The organism is Apibacter sp., from assembly GCF_025291155.1.
Lineage (GTDB): Bacteria > Bacteroidota > Bacteroidia > Flavobacteriales > Weeksellaceae > Apibacter.
In genome coordinates this window covers 1-15,942 of record NZ_JAMBJZ010000048.1, presented here as the reverse complement: position 1 = coordinate 15,942, position 15,942 = coordinate 1, and the positions used below count along the sequence as shown (strand labels likewise).

At 29.0% G+C, this 15,942-nt stretch carries 13 protein-coding genes; 4 read left to right on the top strand and 9 right to left on the bottom strand.

Annotation, left to right across the window (positions count from 1 at the left end; translation table 11 throughout):
* A partial coding sequence (locus M3Z80_RS06020; RefSeq protein ID WP_293918516.1) for a RelA/SpoT family protein occupies window positions 1–1,690 on the top strand: 1,690 nt, incomplete at its 5' end.
* 227 nt (window positions 1,691–1,917) lie between these two features.
* Here M3Z80_RS06020 and M3Z80_RS06015 read toward each other — a convergent pair.
* Together M3Z80_RS06015 and M3Z80_RS06010 are read right to left on the bottom strand one after the other, a co-directional pair.
* Window positions 1,918–2,805, bottom strand: a complete 888-nt coding sequence (locus tag M3Z80_RS06015; RefSeq protein WP_293918514.1) for a PPK2 family polyphosphate kinase — start codon at window positions 2,803–2,805, stop codon at window positions 1,918–1,920.
* Between the two features lie 271 nt (window positions 2,806–3,076).
* Complete coding sequence (locus M3Z80_RS06010) at window positions 3,077–3,901, bottom strand: SAM hydrolase/SAM-dependent halogenase family protein (RefSeq protein WP_293918512.1); 825 nt, start codon at window positions 3,899–3,901, stop codon at window positions 3,077–3,079.
* Between the two features lie 66 nt (window positions 3,902–3,967).
* On the opposite strand from M3Z80_RS06010, the gene M3Z80_RS06005 reads away from it, so the two are divergent.
* Complete coding sequence (locus M3Z80_RS06005; RefSeq protein WP_293918510.1) at window positions 3,968–4,909, top strand: PhoH family protein; 942 nt, start codon at window positions 3,968–3,970, stop codon at window positions 4,907–4,909.
* Between the two features lie 229 nt (window positions 4,910–5,138).
* On the opposite strand, the gene cmk is transcribed toward M3Z80_RS06005, so the two are convergent.
* The 6 genes from cmk to M3Z80_RS05975 all read right to left on the bottom strand — a co-directional run bounded on the left by cmk (window position 5,139) and on the right by M3Z80_RS05975 (window position 11,844).
* Window positions 5,139–5,837 (bottom strand): (d)CMP kinase, encoded by a 699-nt coding sequence (gene cmk / locus M3Z80_RS06000; RefSeq protein ID WP_293918508.1) that lies wholly within the window; start codon window positions 5,835–5,837, stop codon window positions 5,139–5,141.
* 4 nt (window positions 5,838–5,841) lie between these two features.
* A complete protein-coding gene (gene porQ / locus M3Z80_RS05995; protein ID WP_293918506.1) occupies window positions 5,842–6,849 on the bottom strand; it encodes a type IX secretion system protein PorQ in 1,008 nt (335 codons plus the stop codon).
* Between the two features lie 91 nt (window positions 6,850–6,940).
* A complete protein-coding gene (locus M3Z80_RS05990; RefSeq protein WP_293918504.1) occupies window positions 6,941–8,332 on the bottom strand; it encodes a type III PLP-dependent enzyme domain-containing protein in 1,392 nt (463 codons plus the stop codon).
* 175 nt (window positions 8,333–8,507) lie between these two features.
* Window positions 8,508–9,371, bottom strand: a complete 864-nt coding sequence (dapF, locus tag M3Z80_RS05985) for a diaminopimelate epimerase (RefSeq protein WP_293918502.1) — start codon at window positions 9,369–9,371, stop codon at window positions 8,508–8,510.
* 245 nt (window positions 9,372–9,616) lie between these two features.
* Window positions 9,617–10,924 (bottom strand): ABC transporter permease, encoded by a 1,308-nt coding sequence (locus M3Z80_RS05980; protein ID WP_293918500.1) that lies wholly within the window; start codon window positions 10,922–10,924, stop codon window positions 9,617–9,619.
* Window positions 10,921–11,844, bottom strand: coding sequence for an ABC transporter ATP-binding protein (locus tag M3Z80_RS05975; protein ID WP_293918498.1), 924 nt, complete (start codon window positions 11,842–11,844; stop codon window positions 10,921–10,923). Before M3Z80_RS05975 ends, M3Z80_RS05980 begins: the two co-directional genes overlap by 4 nt.
* 202 nt (window positions 11,845–12,046) lie before the next feature.
* On the opposite strand from M3Z80_RS05975, the gene M3Z80_RS05970 reads away from it, so the two are divergent.
* Window positions 12,047–14,125, top strand: coding sequence for a DUF5686 family protein (locus M3Z80_RS05970; RefSeq protein ID WP_293918496.1), 2,079 nt, complete (start codon window positions 12,047–12,049; stop codon window positions 14,123–14,125).
* A gap of 67 nt (window positions 14,126–14,192) precedes the next feature.
* Window positions 14,193–14,705 (top strand): SPOR domain-containing protein, encoded by a 513-nt coding sequence (locus M3Z80_RS05965; protein ID WP_293918494.1) that lies wholly within the window; start codon window positions 14,193–14,195, stop codon window positions 14,703–14,705.
* A 58-nt stretch (window positions 14,706–14,763) separates the two neighbouring features.
* Here the strand turns inward: M3Z80_RS05965 and hflX are convergent.
* Window positions 14,764–15,942, bottom strand: a 1,179-nt coding sequence (hflX, locus tag M3Z80_RS05960) for a GTPase HflX (RefSeq protein WP_293918492.1), incomplete at its 5' end; no start/stop codon positions are given.

Here is a 15,942-nt window from a genome sequence, read left to right as displayed (position 1 = left end):
TGCTCCTCTTGCTCATAGAATGGGGTTATATACTATTAAGTCGGAACTTGAAGATTTAAGCTTAAAATATACTGATCCAGATTCTTATTTACTAATTGTTAAAAAATTAGAAGAAACAGAAAAAGATCGACAAAGATATATTGAAGAGTTTTCAAGAATTATGGAAGATAGCCTAAAAGCGGAAGGTTTAAACTTTTCGATTAAAGGAAGACATAAGTCAGTTTTTTCAATTTATAAAAAAATGAAAAAACAAGATGTATCCTTTGAGGAAGTATTCGACTTATTTGCTATAAGGATCATATATAGATCTGATTACAAAAATGAAAAATTTTTAGCTTGGAAGATTTATTCAATCGTTACAGATAAATTTATGCCCAACCCAAGTAGAATGCGTGATTGGATTACTACACCTAGATCAACAGGGTATGAAAGTTTACATGTAACAGTTATTGGTCCGGAGTCTAAATGGGTAGAAGTCCAAATACGTTCCGAGAGAATGGACGAACTGGCTGAAAAAGGAATTGCTGCTCATTATAAATACAAAGAAGGTTATAAAGGTAGAGAAGATAATCAGATCGAAAATTGGATTTCTCAAGTAAGAGAGATGTTGGAAAGTTTAGGAACAGCTTCTACCAAAGAGTTGCTGGATGATTTTAAATTAAATTTATATACTAAAGATATTTTTGTATTTACGCCAAAAGGGGATTTAAAAGTTTTATCAGTCGGTGCCACTGCCTTAGATTTTGCCTATTCTGTTCACTCTGGAATAGGTGATCATTGTTTAGGGGCTAAAGTAAATAATAAGTTGGTTCCTCTAAGCTATAAGCTATCAAATGGAGACCAAGTAGAAATAATAACATCAAATGTTCAGAAACCTAAAGCCGATTGGCTGGATTTTGTAGCTACCTCAAAAGCGAAAGCCAGAATTAAAGCAGCTTTAAATTCAGAGAAAAGAAAATATACTGATGAAGGAAAGGAGTTATTAATCCGTAAGTTGAGACATCTTAAAATTAATTTTTCTGAATCGGAGCTTAATTCAATTCAAAAGTTTTTTGGAGCTAAGACAAGTCATGATGTATTTTATCAGGTAGCAACTGGAGAAATTGATAGTAAAGCCCTAAAAAAATATAGAGACAGTAAAGGGGTTTTGAATAATTTATTATCCAAATTGAGAAAAAAGACTTCTTTAATAGCCGAAAAAAACTTTTTGGAATCCGATGAAGAAGAAAATTATGATATGATTGTTTTTGGGGATGATGAAAAAAAGCTAGATTACCAATTAGCCCCCTGTTGTAATCCTATTCCGGGGGATAATATTTTTGGTTTTGTAACTATTAATAGTGGAATCAAGGTTCATAAAGAAGATTGTCCTAATGCAATTGATATGAGAGCTAATTATGATTATAGAGTAATTCCTGCAAAATGGGTGAATAGCGCAAGTAGAGATTTTCTTATTGAAGTTGCTTTGCAAGGAATAGATAGAACAGGTATTTTTAATAATATTACCACTTTGATATCTAATAAATTTAAAGTTGACATAAAAAATATAAATATTAATTCAGAAGATGGAATATTCTATGGGAATTTAATTTTGTTTGTGAAAAATACAACACAATTAGAGCAAATAATTCATGAATTACATAATATTGAGGGAATCACAAATGTGAAAAGAGCTGAGAAAAAAAAATAATTGTCAATATTCTTTTAAGCAATTACTTTTTTTGAGAATTGTAAATCATTCAATTTAATCATATTTCTGAGTATATGTTATATCTTTATTTATATAAATTTTAAGAATATATTTAATACCCTTATAAACTCTTTAATTAAGAAAAAACAAAATTGTTTCTACTTAAGCTTATCAAATTAAAATTTGATAAGCTAAAAATCCATATATAAGATTATAATTTAATGAATTTAATCTTTTTCATTCAATAAGTCTTTGTAGGCACTATTTAAAGCATGTTTTTCTTGCTTATTAACATCTGGAAATTTAGGATTCATATTTTTCAAGGTTTCATTGATAATATGAGCCATAACTAATTGTCCATATGATTTATAATCAAAGGGGATAATAAACCAAGGACACTCTTTGGTTGAAGTTTTCTCAAAAGCTAGAGCAAAGGCTTTCTGATAATCATCCCAAAATTTACGTTCTTTTAGATCTGAAGAAGAAAATTTCCAATTTTTTTCTTTATTCTCAATTCTTTTAATAAATCTTTTCTTCTGCTCTTCTTTGCTTATATTAAGGAAAAATTTAATGATACGAGTTCCATTATTATACATACGTTTTTCAAAATTTTTAATCTCTTCATATCTTCTTTCGAAAAATTCATCATTTATATCCTTAATACTTTTTATATATGGTAATTTTTCATTTAAGATAAATTCGGGATGTACTTTGCAAACTAAAACGTTTTCATAGTGAGAACGGTTAAAAATAACGATTTGTCCTCTTTCAGGCATTTTAAGTGCGTGCCTCCACAAATAATCATGTTCATATTCTATGGAAGAAGGTGTTTTAAATGAAAACACATTTACTCCTTGTGGATTTACTCCTGTCATAATAGCTCTTATGGAACTATCTTTTCCTGCTGCATCAATTCCTTGTAAAATAATTAATAAAGATTGCTTATTCTCAGCATTTAAAATATTTTGATAATTGTCTATTTGTTTAACAATATTACTCACCTTCTTTTTATTTTCTTTATTTTTTTGAAAATTTTTAGGGGCTATAGTGGTATAATTTTTTAGATTAATAGTATCTCCTTCTTTTACTTGAAATTCATCGATTGTAATTTCCATAATATTTTTAATTTTAATTAAATTTTTATAAGTTTATTCGGCTTTAAAATAAAGAACTATATCATAATAAATTTTAAAGTTTATATTCTATTGTCTGGATGAGAAAATATTATACCAAAGTATATTCTAATTATATTTTTTTATTATGTTGGAATTATATTTCTAAAGAAAGTTTGTTAATAAGAAACAACAAATATTTAAGTTTCCAGCTAATATGATTATAAAAGAATGGATTTAATTATAAGTAAATCTTAGAAGTGAGGCGTTAAAATCAGTCAAAAACTACACGTATATTAGTTCCTATATAAAGTCCCATTAGAGAACTGGCTCCTCCTACCGTTCTTAAATTACTTTTATACATTGAAATTTGCAAATATCCGGATGAATTAAATATAGCAAAGGCTTTTCCGTGAAATTTATTTTCGTCCGGATCATTACCTAATATATCCGTATATTTAGATTTAATTTCTGTGAATTGCACATTTCTTGCAAAAATGATGAAATTCTTTTTTTTACCAAATTGGTGAAATTTTTCTTTGGAAATGTTTGTAATGGCATTTCCGAAGTTATCGACATGAATAACCATTCCCGTAATTGAATTATCTTCACTCTTTTCAACCGGTTTTGGTTGGGTTAGTTCTTTATAAGTATTGATTTTTCTTCCAATCAATTCTATTTTGCCTCCTCTGGCAAGATGACAAGCCACCGGTATAAAAAGATCTTTAGTTAAAAAATGAAAATCGTCATACTTATTAATGGTTATTTCATATACTTGGTCGGGGATGTATTCTTCAGCAATAAGAGAAAGAATCCCATTATCATTACATATAAAAAAATGTCCGTTTATTTCTGCGGCTAACGATTTTACAAAAGGTGAAGGTAAAGCATCAACACCTATTACATGAATGGTACCTTTAGGGAAATTTTTGTATGAATTTTGTATAATATAGGCCGTTTGAATGAGGTCAAAAGGCATAATCTGATGAGAAATATCAACAATAATGACGTCCGATATTTGGCTGTATATCGAGCCTTTAAGAGCTGCTACATGGTAGTCATCTAAACCAAAATCGGTAGTAAGTGTTATTATTCCCATTTTTTATTAAACTACACAAAGTTATTGCTTATTTTTGTTATGTAAAATTAAAAAATATCTTAAAATTTGAATCAAATACGAATTACCTTAGATGGTGTAGATTTAAAAATATTCTATGGTGAATATAATCAAAACTTTAATTTATTAATCAATCATTTTCCGAAATTAAAAATTATTGGGAGGGATAGAGTTTTAACGGTATCTGGCAATGATGACGATTTAAACTTGTTTAATCATAAGATTCGAGAAATTGTGGAATATATAAACAGGTATAATAAATTAAATGATATAGCTATAGAAGGAATTCTTAGGAATAGTGAAAATAATAAAGAAATACATATTCAATCCGATGATGTTATAGTTCATGGAATAGGAGGGAAGTTAATAAGGGCAAAAACGGAAAACCTCAAAAAATTGGTAAAATCCGTAGAAAGCAATGATATGGTTTTCGCGATTGGACCGGCGGGTACAGGGAAAACTTATACGAGTGTAGCATTGGCTGTAAAAGCATTGAAAGATAAACAAGTAAAAAGAATTGTTCTGACTCGACCTGCAGTTGAAGCGGGTGAAAGTTTAGGCTTTTTACCTGGAGATCTAAAAGATAAATTAGATCCTTATCTTCAACCTTTATATGATGCTCTAAGAGATATGATCAGCCATGAAAAGTTAGCTTCTTATATAGAAAAAGGTGTTGTTCAAATTGCTCCTTTGGCTTTTATGAGAGGACGTACATTGGATGAAGCATTTGTTATTTTAGATGAAGCACAAAATACAACACATTTACAAATGAAAATGTTTCTAACACGTATGGGAGCTAATGCTAAATTTATAATTACAGGTGATCCTGGGCAAATAGATTTGCCAAAACATCAGAAATCCGGATTAAAAGAGGCAGTTCATATTTTGAAAAAGGTAAAGGGGATAGGATTTATACAATTAACTGAAATAGATGTTGTAAGACATAAGCTTGTGAGAAAGATTTTAGAAGCTTATCATGAACAAGAATAAATTTTAATTGATCAATTTTAATAACTAGCCTAATTTCATGGCTAAAGGGAATTTAGTATTTTTTATATTTTAATATGTAAAATTATAAAAATAGTAGAAGGAATTAAAAGTTTATTATTACTAAATAAATAGCTAAGTAATAAACTAACTAACCTATGTGCATTATATGCGCATTAATAAATATGTAATCCAGTATTATTAAAAATTATAAATATTGTTAAGATAAAGGTTATAAACCTAATTTTTCTTTGACAATAGTTTGTATCTTAGTATAGGTTTCTTCTTTATTCATATTTGTATTGTCAATAAGAATAGCATCCGGAGCTTGAATAAGTGGAGATACTGATCTATTTTTATCGATATTATCTCTTTGTATCAGATTTTCTTGTACTTCTTGTAATGAAATGTTTTTGTTTAGTTTTTTAAAGTCAATGAACCTGCGTTTAGCTCTTTCTTCTACACTGGCAGTAATAAAGAATTTTAAATCAGCATTTGGAAATACGACAGTGCCAATATCTCTTCCATCCATTACGATACCCCCATTTTTTCCTATATTTCTTTGTTGTTTTACTAAATATTTTCTTACTTCAGGAATTTTAGCTACCAAAGAAACTTGTTCAGATATATCAAAATCACGAATTCTACTTTCTACATTTTTGCCGTTAAGATAAATATCATTACTATTAGTTTCAGTATTTTGTTTAAAATCAATATGTATATCAGATAAATGAGAGACTAAATCTACACTATCAATAATATTATTTTCACAAAAATTTTCTATGCCATATAATGTTGTAGCTCTATACATAGCACCTGTATCAATATGAATCCATCCAAATTCTTTAGCAAGCATTTTTGCGTAGGAACTTTTTCCCGTAGAGGAATAGCCGTCAATAGCTATTATCGGATGTAAATTTTTGTTTTTCATGTTATTACCAGTCATATCGAGGGGCAAACAAATTATCCAGATCAATACGTAATCCAAAGGTATTAGTATTTCCGGCAGCATTATATCGCCCCCAAGCATAATCAAAGCGAAAATATGAAATTTTCACTCCAAAACCAAGGGTTAATCCTGCAAAGGATCTTTGATCTTCAATTGATAACTCATTACCTCTTTTAAAATTATATCCGACGCGAACGTTAAATCCTGATTCTGGAAAAAATTCTGCTCCCATTGATACATGATCAATGACTTTCCTTGCTTCGCTAATTTTTTTACCGCTCTTATTAGTTGGGGAAGAAATATCAAATTTTTGGAGATCGTGCAATGTAAGAGTAAATTCAACAGGTAATTTTTCAAATCTTTGAGAAAAACCTAAATTTGCTTGTATTGGTAATTTTTCTCTTTTGTCATTATAATACGTTAATTGCCCTCCAAAATTTCTTACCACTGCGGAAATGGTTGTGTAATAATCAATATCATGAAAAACAATTCCTAGGTCAGCTAAAATAGCGGATGAGGTGTAACTTTCAATTTTGCTGGTAACATAAGATAGGTTTCCGCCTACGGTAAAAAAATCGCATATTTCGTATCCATAGCCCAAAGTTACAGCAGCATCTTTTGCAGTAAATTTACCGGTAACGGTTCCAACTTCATCGGCGGCTTTAAAATCGCCATAGTCCACATACCTTCCATGTAAGGAAAAATAATGATTACTTTCTTTAGGGTTGTATACATAGGATATAGCTCCTAATTTAACGTCTGCAAGGTAGGAGGAATAGTTAATTCCTGCTTGATTATGCATTTTTTTATTCATCATAGCAGGATTAAACATTGCCATATTCGGATCATTATCCCAAGACGAATTGGCATTACCACCTAAAGCCGATTGACGAGCGGATACAGTCATATTCATAAAAGTATATATTTCTTGACCTGTTTGAGAATAGGCAATCGTATATAAACTAATGAATATAATTAGTATTAATTTATGCATTAGATATCTTATAGAAATATTACAAAAAAGTATATTTGATTACTGGTTGTAAGTATAAACTGTAATTTTTCTAATTTATTGTAAAAATTTATTAATATCCTAAAAGATCTAATATCTGCTTATAATTTTGTTCCTCTCGAAATACTTCGTATGTAAAATCTCCGTCTTTATTTTTATTAATTAAAATGTGTTTGGGCTGAGGAACCAGACAATGGTGCACGCCACCGAATCCACTTATTGCCTCCTGATAGGCACCAGTATTGAAAAAACCGATATATAATGGCTTTTCTTCACTATAAATGGGAAGATAAATAGCATTTACGTGTTGTTCAGAATTATAGTAATCATCGCTGTCACAGGTTAATCCTCCTAAAAAAACGCGCTCGTAGGAATCATCCCAACGATTGATAGGCAACATAGTAAAACGACGAGATATAGCCCATGAATCAGGTAGAGTAGTCATAAATGAGCTATCTATCATATTCCATTTTTCACGATCGTTTTGTCTTTTTTGACTTAAAATTTTATAAACAATACCACCGCTTTCTCCAACTGTAAAAGATCCGAACTCGGTATATAAAGTCGGTTCTTCAACTCCTTCCTCTTCGCAGAATTTCTTTATCTGATAAGTGATTTCATTTACCATATAATAATAGTCATAATCAAAATTTAATGAATTTTTTATAGGAAATCCTCCTCCGATATTTAAAGAATCTACTTCTGGAGCAATTTTTTTCAATCGAGCATATACTCGTAAACATTTATATAGCTCATTCCAATAATAAGAAGTATCTTTTATCCCTGTATTAATGAAAAAATGCAACATTTTTAATCTTGCAAAAGGATGGTTCTGAATTTTTTGAGCATAAAAGGGTACGATATCTTTATATCCTATACCTAATCGAGAAGTATAAAATTCAAATTTAGGTTCTTCTTCTGAAGCGATACGGATTCCGATATTGAAATTTGTATCAATACTATCGGAAAGTCGATCAATTTCTCTAAAGTTATCTAAAACAGGTAAAATATTGGAGAAACCACCGTTAATCATTTCAGAAATTATTTTTAAATATTCATCGGTTTTAAATCCATTACAAACTACCTCGATACTTTTATCAACAACCCCTTTATCGTAAAGCCTACGGATGATTTCCATGTCATTTGAAAAAGAGGTCTCCAAACTTATTTTGTTTTTTAAAGCTTCTTGTACCACGAATGAAAAATGACTTGACTTAGTGCAATAACAGTATCGGTATTCATTATTGTAATTGTTCTCTTTGAAAGCCTTTTTGAACCATCTTTTCGTTTGTTGAATATTTTGGGATATTTTTGGTAGATAATTAAATTTAAAAGGCGTTCCAAATTTTTCAATTACTTCCATTAAAGGAATGTCATGAAATAATAAATTTCCGTTGTCAACCTTAAATTCGGGCTGAGGAAAGTCAAATGTTTGTTGAATTAAATCGTGATATTTTATTTTCATTTTAAATATTGGAAAAAAATAAGTGTACAAATATCATTAATTTTAATAGTTAATAAATGTTTTTTTATAAAAAATTAATAATTTTTCCCTAAAAATTTTAGATTTAAAAAAAAATTAACAATTCTACAAAATTATTTATAAAAAAATTAATAATTAATGTATGTATTTAAGTCATCTATAAAAGACTGGAAACAAGTTCTTCATGTAACGTTCCTTCACATATTTGTCTTACTTCTCCTGTCATTCTTATATCCCAAGTATCGTTGATTTCAATTTTAAGTTCTCCACCTGGCATTTTTACTGTTACTTTGTTATTTATTAATTCTTTTTTACGTAAAACGCTAGCTACCGCACAAGAAGAACTTCCTGATGCTAATGTAAATCCTGCTCCTCTTTCCCAAATTAATATTTGAATTTCATCTCGACTTATAATTTTTGCAAACTGTACGTTGATTCGATTAGGAAATTTAGAATAATTTTCAATTTTAGGACCGTATTTCTTTATTTCTCTAACGTCTAACTCGTCTTTTATAATTACACAATGCGGATTTCCAACAGATACACAATTGATTACAAATTTTTTATCATCAATAAGAATAATTTCATCTTGTACTTCTTCACTATTAAATGAAGTAGGAATTTGTTTGGATGAAAAAATAGCTTTTCCCATGTCAACAGTTATTAATGAAGCCCTATCATGTATGGTTTCTTGTATATTTGCACGTACTTTTCCTCCTTTGGTTTCTACTGTAAATTCTTTGTGTGGTATAATTTTATAATCGTATATATATTTACAGAAAATTCTAAGGCCGTTTCCGCTTTTTTCTGCTTCTGAGCCATCCGGATTGAAGATTTTCAAACCGATATCCGCACTATCGGAATTTGTTTTAATCAATATTCCATCGGAACCGATTCCAAAGTTTACATTACAAATTTTCTGAATGGCTTTTTGGGTTAATGGAAAAGTTATATTTTTTTCATCAATTATTATATATTCATTTCCTAAGCCTTGAGATTTTATAAAAAAATTTTTCTCCATATCAACGGATTTTTAATTAGTAAAGGATAGTATAATTCAGTATAAATATAAAATTAATTTCAATGTATAAATGAATTTTTTAATCAGTAACATCTAACATTTTTATTTAATATAATATGAGATAAAATATTAAACAGAGTTGTTAATTTTTTATAAGTATATATATTACTGCTATTGTATAATAAAATAATTTTATTCGACCTATATTTAATAATTATAATTTTTTGAAAGTGTAATATTTATGGTTATGACTGTTTGATCCATTGAAATATCTCTTTAAAAGTTACTTTTTTTCCAAACATTAAAATGCCGATTCTATATATTTTACTTGCTATGTAAACCATAATAAAGACGGAACCGATCATAATGGTTATTGAAAGTATAAGTTGCCAACTGGGTATTCCATAGAAAGACCTGGTAACCATTGCCATTGGAGAAGTAAAAGGAATCATGCTTAACCAAAATGCTACGGGGCCTTCGGGATTATTTATAATACTTATACAACCATAAGCACCTAATAGTAATGGTACAACAATAATGGGGGTAAACTGTTGTGTTTCTGTATCATTGTCTACAGCAGAACCAATTGCAGCAAAAAAGGAGCTGTAAAATAAATAACCAGCAAAAAAGAAAAATAAGAAAATAAAAATTATTAAGGGATAATTTAGGCCTAATAATGCATTTATAGTATCACTAATTTGAATCTGAGTTTTTTGGTTGATAAGGTTTTGAAAATCGTATTGCTTGTAAGATAGAGTTAAGTGGTTTCCAAATATTATTTTACCTAAAACTAATAACATCATTGTCATGGCAATCCATATACAAAATTGGGTGAGCGCTACTAGCGTAGTTCCTAGGATTTTTCCCATCATTAATTCAAAAGGTTTAACCGATGAAATGATAATTTCTACCACTCGATTGTTTTTTTCTTCCATAATACTCCTCATGACACGAGTTCCGTAAATAATGAAAAACATAAGGTTTACATACATTAATGAAAGTGATAAGATTTCTTTGATAAAATTGTCATTGTCTGATTTTCCCTCTTTAAGATTCGTAATTTGTAAAGTTATCTTGGAATTTATTTTGTCAATATCCGATTGCTTTACTCCCAAAAAGTGTCTTCTTTTTTCTTCGATTTTCTTGTTGATTTTCTGTTCAATAGAATTAAGATGATTTTTAGTTAAGTTTTTATTTGTGTATAGTTGAATTTGATTTTGTAAATTATTAAAAAGTGAATCAGTGGTATTAGGTATATATAATAGGGCATCTAAAGATTTGCTTTCGGCTAAGGTATCCTTTAAAGCCCGTAATTCGTTTTCCGTATAAAAATTATAAATATTTTTATTATTACTTTGAAATTCAGGATAAAATTTATTAGTTGAATCAACTATGGCTATATGAGATTCGTTTTCATTTATTCTTAACATATAGGCGATAGTTATTCCGGCAAGAATTATTAAAATGGGAGCGAAAAAAGTTATCAGAATAAAGGATTTTTTTCTTGCTTGAGTTAGAAATTCTCTTCTCATTACCAGAAAAATATTTCTCATAGTTTATTTGAATTTACAGCATTAATAAAAACTTGATTCATACTAGGGATTTCCTCATAGAAAGATATTATAGTACCTTTTGTAGAAAGTTCCGTAATTAGTGATTTTTGATTTTCCTGATCTGATATTGTAATTGAAAACGAATATTCATTATCATTTTGGATTACTTTATCAATCTGTTTCAATTGTATTAATTGATTAATATCAGTAATGGATATATCTGTAATCGTAATTTTATATTTTCCTTCTTTAAATTTATGTCTGATTTCCTTAACCGATCCATCTAAAATTTTTTTAGAATTATTGATAAGGGCAACGTAATCGCATAATTCTTCAACTGTTTCCATTCGATGAGATGAGAATAAAATTGTAGTACCTTTTTCTTTTAGTTCTAAAATTTCATCTCTAATAAGATTTGCATTTACCGGATCAAACCCGCTGAAAGGTTCATCAAAAATTAATAAGTCAGGATTATGTAAAACCGTGACAACAAATTGAATTTTTTGTGCCATTCCTTTAGAAAGCTCGCTGAGTTTTTTATTCCACCATTTTTCAATTTTAAGTTTATCAAACCAATACTCCAATCGTGATTTTGCTTCCGCTTTACTCATTCCTTTAAGCTGAGCAAGATAGATTGCCTGCTCACCAATTTGCATATTTTTATAGAGACCTCGTTCTTCCGGCATATATCCGATGTGTGAAATATGTTTGGCCTGTAAAGGTTCTCCATTAAAAAAGATTTTACCGCTGTCGGGTTTGGTGATTTGATTAATTATTCTTATAAAAGTAGTTTTTCCGGCGCCGTTGGGCCCTAAAATTCCATAAATACATCCTCTAGGAATTTTAATGTTGAAATTATCTAAAGCAATTTTATCTTCATAGGTGCGAGTAACATTTTCTGCAACAATAAAATAATCCATTACTAATTTGTATTATTTATTCAATCATGATTAGCAAATGTACTATTTTTAGTACTATTTTTAAGGAAATTTATTACCTCCAAAACTTTTATATTTGTTCTTTAATAAAAAGCTTGCTGTATCATACTCATCCGTAGTTAATTTTTGTTTTGCTTTTATGAAGAAATTGTTGGTATATATACTTTTTTTTATTCAAGTTTTCATGTTTTCTCAGAACTCTAAAGTGAAATATTATCTACCGGGCGTTCCAAATTCTCGCGTTTATAAAATATTGGAAAAAGTTAGAGAGAAAGAAAAAGTTAATCACCCCAATGTTTTAAATTCATATAGTTATTATTTATATACTAAATTTTATATTGATGATTATAACGTGATGAATAGATTAAAGACGACCGATTCTTTGAAAATTTCCGAATTTGGAAAAAAAGAACTTATTTTATTAGGCGAAAGGGTTGTAAAATGTAGCTATGATAGAAGATTGGGACAAAAAAAAGAAATCATGGCCGATCAGGTATCAGGTTTAAAAAAACCTTTATATGAATTATTTGAAGAACCGATTTTTCAAGAGGAATTTCCTAAATTTATTAAGGATGATTTACATTCATATAATTTTAAATTAATAGATAGCATAACTATTGAAAATAAACTCAATTATGTCATTTCCTTCGGGTCTAAAAAAAATTTACTGGTTAATGGAAGTAGAGGGACTATATATATTGATGCCAAGAGCTTTGCCGTTGTAAAATATTCAGGAGAAGAATATAATACAAATTATACTCGTTATTTTGAATATAAATGGAAACCTTTTGAAGATATCTGGTTTTTAGAAAATAAAACCAATAAAATAAAAATAAGTACTATCGATGTCTCCAAGTTTTTTAATATCCAAGATCAGAAATATTTACTTACACCTTGGATTGTAATTGAAATGAATGTTTCTAAATTCACGTCCGACAAAAAGTTTTCTTATAAAGATTTTAAAGGTTATACTCATAAATTAAATAAAGATTATAATAAAAACACAGAATCAAAAATTGATTCCTTTCGTAATGATCCTTTAACTCAAAGAGAAAAAAACACTTATGTATATTCTACCTTATTTAATACATTTTCGATTGAAAAAAATGTTCGATTTTTAAATTCAATAAAAAATGGGAAACTCCCATTAGGTAAGATAGATTTAAATTTATTAAATCTGATGAATTACAATGATTTTGAAGGATTTAGATTTCAAGTAGGCGGAAAAACTAATTATTCATTTAATGCAAATATGTCCTTACATGGATATGTAGCGACAGGTACTAAAAATACACCGGTAAAAGGTGCTCTAGGAATTGATTTATATGTTAACAAAGAAAATGATGGAAAAATCAAATTTTTAGGTTTTTCAGATGTTAACCCTTTTTCGAAGCATATTGAAAGATATTCTAAAAATATGGAGCAGGTAAAAGAAGAGTTAAATTATATACAAAATTCAATTTTTTATACCCGAAGAGGAGGAGAAATATCTTATGAACAGGATATTTTAAAAAATATTACCACCTCAGTTAAAGTAGATTATGAAAATCAAAAATCTAATTATGAATATTCGCACAAATACCATTCACCTTCTCATAGATTTAATTTATTTACAACTTCATTACAAATAAAGTATGCTCCATTTGCAAAATATTTACAAACTCCGGAAGGAAAAATGACGTTAGAAGATAAGCCGATTTATTTTTATTTTGATTATATAAAAGGATTGAAATTTATGGGAGCCGATTTTTCTTATGATCGATTTGATATTGCCGCTCATATATTAATAAAGAATCCTTTGGGTACAAGTTCTATGATGTTAAATTCGGGATATATTTCGGGGAAAACAACATTGTGGAATAATTACGGAAGTTTTGGTGATGCTAAGCAGGGAAGTTCTATTTGGGATAGATTTTCAATAAAAGGGCTGAATTCGTTTGAAACTTTGTTACCCGGTGATTTTTATGCCGATAAGTATGTTGCTTTTTTCTTAAATCAAACTTTTAAAGAATTCAAATTTTTATTTTCAAGAAAAACACAGCTATCTCTTATCTATAATGGTATGATTGGAAATATGAAAAATAAAGAAATTCATACTATAGCTAAAATTGCTGTTCCAAATAAATATTATCAGGAAGTTGGGCTCGAACTCAATAAGCTTATTTATTATGTCGGATTTGGAGTCTATTACAGGGTAGGAGCTTATCATCAGTCAACTTTTGATAAAAATTTATTTATCAAATTAACTTTTAATCTCTTTTAGAGTATCTCTCTTTTCAATTAATTATAAAATGTTATTTTTGTGTAGTTAATTTTTATCATAAAGACCAATGAAAAGCTACATTTTATTATTACTTTTTTTTATAAGTTTCTCTTTTAGAGCCCAGCAAATAATAAGTAAAGTAGATTCTGCTACAGGAGGAAAACTGATTATTAGTGCCGATGAAGAAATAATAAAAATGATCAATCAGGAAGAAATATGTAAAAAATTCAGTGATGGAACTCAAGATTCAAAATCATCTCTTACTCCTAACGAAAGAAAACCAGTAAATAAGCCACTCACACCAGAAAATAATTGTGGAAGACGTAATGATATTCCCGGATTTATGATAAAGGTTGGGGAAGCTAAAAGTGAGCAGGAAGTAAACACAATGATGTCTGAATTCAGACGATTATTCCCGGAATTGAGGGTTGAAAAAAGCTATTTGCGTCCTGATTGGAGATTACTAGCAGGGGATTATTTTATAAGAGAATCAGCAAAATCTGATTTAAAAAGAATTAAGAAAAATTTTCCTAATGCATTATTGGTTAACTGGAGAATATATTGTAATAGAGCTAAATAAAAATAAGATAAAAAATATTTTTAATTAAAAAGGGCTTATTAGCCCTTTTTAATTAATATTATATTTCTTTACCGTCTTGGTCGTAATACTCAAATAGAAAATCATTATAAGGAAATCTTTGAGTATGTATTTCTTTAACCTTATTATAGATTATTTTCTTTAGTTCCTCATAATTTTCTTTCGTTAAAGCTGATATAAATACACTTGGATATTTTGACTTAGCCATCCAGGTTTTTTTCCAATCATCTAAAGAGTAATTCCTCTTTGTTATTGGTGTCAGATCATCTTCATCTTTTTTTTCATAAGAAAAATTATCAATTTTATTAAAGACCATAATAGTTGGTTTGTCGGCAGAACTGATCTCTGCCAATATGATGTTAACAGAATTAATATGGTCTTCAAAGCTCGGGTGAGAAATATCTACTACATGAATTAGCAAATCGGCTTCTCTTACTTCATCCAGAGTAGATTTAAATGATTCCACCAATTGGGTGGGCAATTTTCTTATAAATCCTACCGTATCAGTAAGCAAAAAAGGAAGATTTCCAATTACTACTTTTCGAACGGTTGTATCTAAGGTAGCGAATAATTTATTTTCAGCAAAAACATCAGATTTACTTAGGATATTCATTAAACTTGATTTACCTACGTTAGTATATCCAACCAAGGCTACTCTTACTAATTTTCCACGATTATTTCGCTGCGTAGACATTTGTTTATCGATAGCTTTTAATTTTTCTTTAAGTAAAGATATTCTATCTCTAATAATACGTCGGTCTGTTTCAATTTCGGTTTCTCCAGGTCCTCTCAATCCAATTCCCCCTTTTTGCCGTTCAAGGTGAGTCCACATCCGAGTTAGACGAGGAAGAAGGTATTCATATTGTGCAAGTTCAACTTGGGTTCTAGCATAAGATGTTTGAGCGCGCTGGGCAAAAATATCTAATATTAGGTTGGTTCGATCAATAATTTTCCGATCCAATTCTTTCTCTAAATTTTTAAGTTGAGAGGGAGTAAGCTCATCATCAAATATAATTGTGTCAATATCATTTTTCTGAGCATATGTATTAATTTCTTCTAGCTTACCTTTTCCAACAAAAGTACGTGGATTGGGCTGATCTAGTTTTTGTGTAAATCTTTTATATACTTGTGCCCCCGCAGTATCGGCTAGAAATTCCAACTCGTCCATATATTCTTTCAATTTATCTTCATTTTGGCTTTGAGTGATCAAACCAACTAG